The sequence below is a fragment of the Chamaesiphon sp. GL140_3_metabinner_50 genome (genome assembly GCF_025361915.1).
Classification (GTDB): Bacteria; Cyanobacteriota; Cyanobacteriia; order Cyanobacteriales; family Chamaesiphonaceae; genus Chamaesiphon.
This window is the reverse complement of the sequence record NZ_JANYJC010000259.1, coordinates 1-4,864: the sequence shown is the minus strand read 5'-3', so window position 1 is coordinate 4,864 and position 4,864 is coordinate 1. Positions and strand designations below refer to the sequence as shown.

Below are 4,864 nucleotides of genomic sequence, written 5' to 3'. Positions count from 1 at the left end.
TGCGGGGTTTTTGAGTTTTCAGACATTTAAATCCGGTCAGGAGTTTAAGGAGATCGATCGGATTCTAGATCGATAACATTTTGCCATAAACTAAAGGGCGAAATAGCCGCATAGCCACTTTCTTGAGCATCGTTACATTCGATCGCGATCCATTCGCCATCAGTTGCTTGAGCGATATCGATAACTACAAATGGTAAGTTTAATCGCAATGCTGCTGCTTGCGCGATCGCGAGTCCAGCTATTTCTTCTTCACGATTCCAATTATAATCGGTAGACCAATATTGCCCCGCGCCGACACATGTACCCCGCCACCAAAAGGTGCGAAACTCAAACGATGCGGGAATTTTTTCGGTAGCTCTAGATGGTACCGATCGCAGTTGGGCAAATTCTCGACAGACTAAATCTTGCCACTGTAAAATCGGATCTTCGGCATAGATGTTAATAGCGCGATCGTATTCTTGAGCAGTATGGATAATCGACAGTGCGGCGCGATGGCGGCTGGTTTGACGACTACCTTTGAGGAATAAGGGCAATCCCAGCGTTTGGGAGATAGATTCAAAACTTGGTGGTGTCGAAAACCATTGACTTGTGGGTGTCAAGCCTGAAAGTAACGGATACCAAACGGGTAACTCACTCGCACACAAATGTTGCGCTGGCGAGTTAATTAAATAGATGCCTTCTGCGGCTAGCTGGGCGTACAGCTCATCATAATTCGATACCGCTCCAAATCGCCCGATCGCGTGAATTTGCTCTGGACGTTGCCAGGGATGCCGACAGGCAAAAAATTGAGTCAAATTGAAGTCGTAACTAGATAAGCCAACTTCCTCAACTAATATCCATACCGTATCTTCCAGCAAGATGAGGTCTAGATTCGAGCGATCTATGTATGGCATTTGAATTAAAGATCGGAGATTTTACGGTTGTCATTTCCCAAAAATAGCCAACTTGGCAATCGCCAAGGGCTGCCAAATCGCCCTGCGGTATGCTAAAATACGATGTTTGGACTCTAAATATCAACTCGATCGAATTTCACAAGATAGATCGGGGTATGTAGGTGTAAGCGAAACATTAGTAAGCTGATTTAATTTAGTCAACGTGCGCGTACATCCACAGGAGGCAAAGTAGCTACGAACGAGAAAACCTTAGGATAATTATTGCATGGTCAGTCAGAAAACAACCTCTACAGATATCGGCTTCACCCTCGACGATTTCGCAGCCCTACTCGATAAATACGATTACCACTTTAGCCCTGGCGATGTCGTTGCTGGTACCGTATTTAGTCTGGAGCCAAGGGGTGCTCTGATTGACATTGGCGCAAAAACAGCCGCCTACATCCCGATTCAGGAGATGTCGATCAACCGTGTAGATCAACCTGAAGAAGTATTACAGTCTAACGAGACTCGCGAATTTTTCATCCTTACCGATGAGAACGAAGACGGGCAGCTTACCCTCTCAATCCGCCGGATCGAGTACATGCGGGCATGGGAGCGCGTGCGCCAACTCCAAGCCGAAGATGCGACAGTTCGCTCTCAAGTATTTGCCACCAACCGTGGTGGTGCGTTAGTCCGCATTGAAGGATTGCGCGGCTTTATTCCCGGATCGCACATCAGCACCCGCAAAGCTAAAGAAGAATTAGTCAACGAAGAACTCCCCTTGAAGTTCCTCGAAGTAGACGAAGATCGCAACCGTCTGGTACTCAGCCACCGTCGCGCATTAGTCGAACGGAAGATGAATCGCCTCGAAGTCGGCGAAGTCGTGATCGGTTCGGTACGCGGCATCAAACCTTACGGTGCGTTTATCGACATCGGCGGTGTCAGCGGACTGCTCCACATTTCCGAGATTTCTCACGATCACATCGATACACCACACAGCGTATTTGGTGTCAACGATGAAGTCAAAGTCATGATCATCGATCTCGATGCCGAACGCGGACGGATCTCGCTCTCTACCAAGCAATTGGAACCAGAACCCGGTGACATGATTAAAAATCGCGATCGTGTTTATGAAATGGCCGATGAAATGGCAGCTAAATATCGCGAGATGTTACTAGCTAAAGCTTCCGGGCAGCCCTTAGAATCGATCGAGATTCCAGTTGCAACTGTAGCTGTTGACGATTTAGCCGAAGAAGAAATTCCATCAGCGATGGAAGAAGCTGAAATCCCAGCAGAACCAACAGTAGCAGAAACTCCAGCCGCTACTGCTGAAGAAACTGTTGAAGCCTAAACCCATTTCGATCCCTAGTGATTAGAATAATAATAAAGAGGGCTAGTCCCTCTTTTTATTATTCCCTGTATTGCCAACAATAAACAAAGGCTTGACCCTAAAGCCCAAAACCTAAAACCTAAAACCTAAACTATGCCTCCCAAATGGCCGCGCGAACCCGATCGAAATGACCCCGAATTTCGGAGACTAGACGACAGAATGACATTTGCCTTTCATGTCGCTTTATTTTCTGCCTCAAACTCTGGACTATGGTTTTTTAAGATTTTCCAGAGAGCTGATTGGAGCTGGGCTGTCTCGGTAACTGGAATCTGGGCGGCGATCTTGTTTGCACACGCTTTGTACATTTTCACCATTGCCAATTACTCCCCTAATACCGATGGCTAACAATCAACAAATCGAAGATCTAGCAGCAGCAATCGGCGATAAAGTCTATATCGATGTCGCCAAATGGCATCTTTACCTGAAAGATGCCAAGCTACATACCACTCTCGCCGAGCAAGTATTTCCCTGCTTAAATAATGGTTTAAACGGCGAAAAACTCACCGAAATCTTGACTAATATTTCGATCGATCTCGGCGGCGGCAGACAAAAAACCTCCCTCCTCAACCTCATCCCCGTCACCGCTCAAGCCCGACTCATGGATGTCCTCCAAGACTACGAGCGAGAAATGTAGGTGTCGATTTATATCGATATCAGAAATTCTAGTTGTTGTGTTTCGCTATCGCTCTGCTTGGTGCGCTTCCATAGTCGGGAAACCCGACCGGATCGCATCCGCTACCCAACCTACAAAAGATCCTGCCTAAAACCTAAAGCCTAAAACCTAGAGCCTAAATGACCATCGACCTAGTAGACATCAAACGCGATATTAACACGCTGACCGATCGCCTGGGCAAGACCCAGGAGTATCTTTGACGTTCCCGCACTGACAGCCAAAATTCAAGACTTAGAAAAAGTCGCCGCCCAGCCAGAGTTTTGGGATAACCAAAACGTGGCTCAAGCTGCCATGCAAGAACTTAACGATTACAAGTCGCACTTAGAGCAATTTCAAAACTGGCAGAGCAGCGTAGCCGATGCCCAAACCGCCCTAGAACTGCTAGAACTAGAGCCAGACGAAGCTTTAGGGCAAGAAGCCCAACAGAACCTTTCCCAGGTCGGTTTAGAACTCGATCGGTGGGAATTAGAACAGTTATTATCAGGAACTTATGATGCGAAGGGGGCAGTTCTTACAATCAATGCCGGGGCTGGGGGTACGGATGCCCAGGATTGGGCTGAGATGCTCTTGCGGATGTATACCCGTTGGGCGGAAGATCGTAAATTTAAAGTCCAGCTTGCCGAAATCTCCGAAGGCGAAGAAGCCGGATTAAAATCGGCTACTCTGGAAATTGAAGGTAAATATGCCTACGGTTATCTCCGCAGCGAAAAAGGCACCCATCGCTTAGTTAGAATTTCGCCCTTTAATGCCAACGACAAACGGCAAACGAGTTTTGCAGGCGTAGAAGTAATGCCGCTAATCGATAATTCCGTGCAGCTCGATATCCCCGATACCGATTTGGAAATTACCACCACCCGCGCGGGCGGTAAAGGCGGGCAAAACGTGAACAAGGTCGAAACAGCAGTCCGAATCGTTCACAAGCCCACAGGGGTCGCCGTGCGGTGTACCCAAGAACGCAGCCAACTTCAAAATAAAGAGAAAGCGTTAGTAATTCTCAAAGCGAAATTACTAATTATCGCCCAAGAGCAAAAGACCAAAGAAATCGCCGAAATTCGCGGCGATATGGTTGAAGCTGCTTGGGGTCAGCAAATTCGTAACTATGTGTTTCATCCCTATCAAATGGTGAAGGATCTCCGCACGAGTGTGGAAACAACCGCCGTTGGCGATGTGATGAATGGCGAAATCGATGAGTTTATCGAGGCTTATTTACGTCAGGAAAATCAAATGGTAAGCGAGTAAGATCGATCGGTTAAAATTAAGATTATAAAGTTTTTACCAATTCTCTAACTCAGTCAGATGAAATCGCTTTCTGCTCTTCTGCTCGTCGATCTTCAAAACGACTTCTTAACAGAGGGCGGTGCTTTTAGCAAACGGCATATCGAACCCCAACAACTCTGTGAGGCTGCCAGGTGGTTGGTGGAAGCCGCCCGACAACAACATCGAAATGTTGTTTGGATTACTTCAAATTATGGCGAATTAACTGGAACACCCGACGAACTCCACGGCAAAACCCATACAGGTAAACCTTGCTGCGTCAAAGATACTTGGGGTAGCGAAATCGTCACTAGCTTGCAAAGTGCCTTCGCCCAGCGAACAGATGATGAAATTTCGATCGTCAAACATTGGTACGATGCTTTGGTTGGCGTAGCCTCTGAGAATGAGAATCGCACCCCGCTTCATCGATGGTTGCAAACAAAGCAAATTACTAAGCTTTCGATTTGTGGCGTAACGACAAATGTGTGCGTGTTTCACACTGCCAAATCAGCTCTGCGCTTGGGCTATCAGGTAGAGATTCTAGAGGAAGCGACATCTGCTAGCACGCCAGGTAAACATCTACTGGCAATTAGAGAACTCGAACAACTCGGAGCCACTACCAGAAACTGGGGCGAACTGCTCTCAGACAGCAATCCAGTCCGACTAACGAATATT

Annotated in this window: 6 protein-coding genes; 5 read left to right on the top strand and 1 reads right to left on the bottom strand. The window is 47.2% G+C overall.

The window, feature by feature from the left end:
• Nucleotides 1–44: 44 nt before the first annotated feature.
• On the bottom strand, nt 45–893 hold the full coding sequence (locus tag Q0R35_RS12940) for an ATP-grasp domain-containing protein (protein WP_295618727.1): 849 nt from the start codon (nt 891–893) through the stop codon (nt 45–47).
• Between the two features lie 265 nt (nt 894–1,158).
• On the opposite strand from Q0R35_RS12940, the gene Q0R35_RS12935 reads away from it, so the two are divergent.
• The 5 genes from Q0R35_RS12935 to Q0R35_RS12915 form a co-directional block, all read left to right on the top strand.
• Nucleotides 1,159–2,223 carry a 30S ribosomal protein S1 gene (locus Q0R35_RS12935; protein WP_295618724.1) on the top strand — a complete coding sequence of 355 codons (1,065 nt, stop codon included), beginning with the start codon at nt 1,159–1,161 and terminating at the stop codon, nt 2,221–2,223.
• A gap of 132 nt (nt 2,224–2,355) precedes the next feature.
• Nucleotides 2,356–2,607, top strand: coding sequence for a 2TM domain-containing protein (locus Q0R35_RS12930; RefSeq protein ID WP_295618721.1), 252 nt, complete (start codon nt 2,356–2,358; stop codon nt 2,605–2,607).
• Nucleotides 2,600–2,896 (top strand): DUF3181 family protein, encoded by a 297-nt coding sequence (locus Q0R35_RS12925; RefSeq protein WP_295618718.1) that lies wholly within the window; start codon nt 2,600–2,602, stop codon nt 2,894–2,896. The genes Q0R35_RS12930 and Q0R35_RS12925 overlap by 8 nt, the downstream gene beginning before the upstream one ends.
• Before the next feature lie 164 nt (nt 2,897–3,060).
• Nucleotides 3,061–4,174 (top strand): peptide chain release factor 2 gene (gene prfB / locus Q0R35_RS12920; protein WP_366944885.1). Its coding sequence is split into 2 segments (ribosomal slippage): nt 3,061–3,132 and nt 3,134–4,174, totalling 1,113 coding nucleotides; the frame shifts between segments, so codons are not numbered across the junction.
• A gap of 57 nt (nt 4,175–4,231) precedes the next feature.
• Nucleotides 4,232–4,864: isochorismatase family cysteine hydrolase (locus tag Q0R35_RS12915; RefSeq protein WP_295618711.1), on the top strand; the 633-nt coding region annotated here is incomplete at its 3' end.

Excerpts from the sequence above, each read along its gene's own strand:
- Q0R35_RS12930 (WP_295618721.1), top strand. The coding sequence starts at position 2,356 with ATGCCTCCCAAATGGCCGCGCGAACCCGATCGAAATGACCCCGAATTT.
- Q0R35_RS12925 (WP_295618718.1), top strand. The coding sequence starts at position 2,600 with ATGGCTAACAATCAACAAATCGAAGATCTAGCAGCAGCAATCGGCGAT.
- Q0R35_RS12940 (WP_295618727.1), bottom strand. The coding sequence starts at position 893 with ATGCCATACATAGATCGCTCGAATCTAGACCTCATCTTGCTGGAAGAT.
- Q0R35_RS12935 (WP_295618724.1), top strand. The coding sequence starts at position 1,159 with ATGGTCAGTCAGAAAACAACCTCTACAGATATCGGCTTCACCCTCGAC.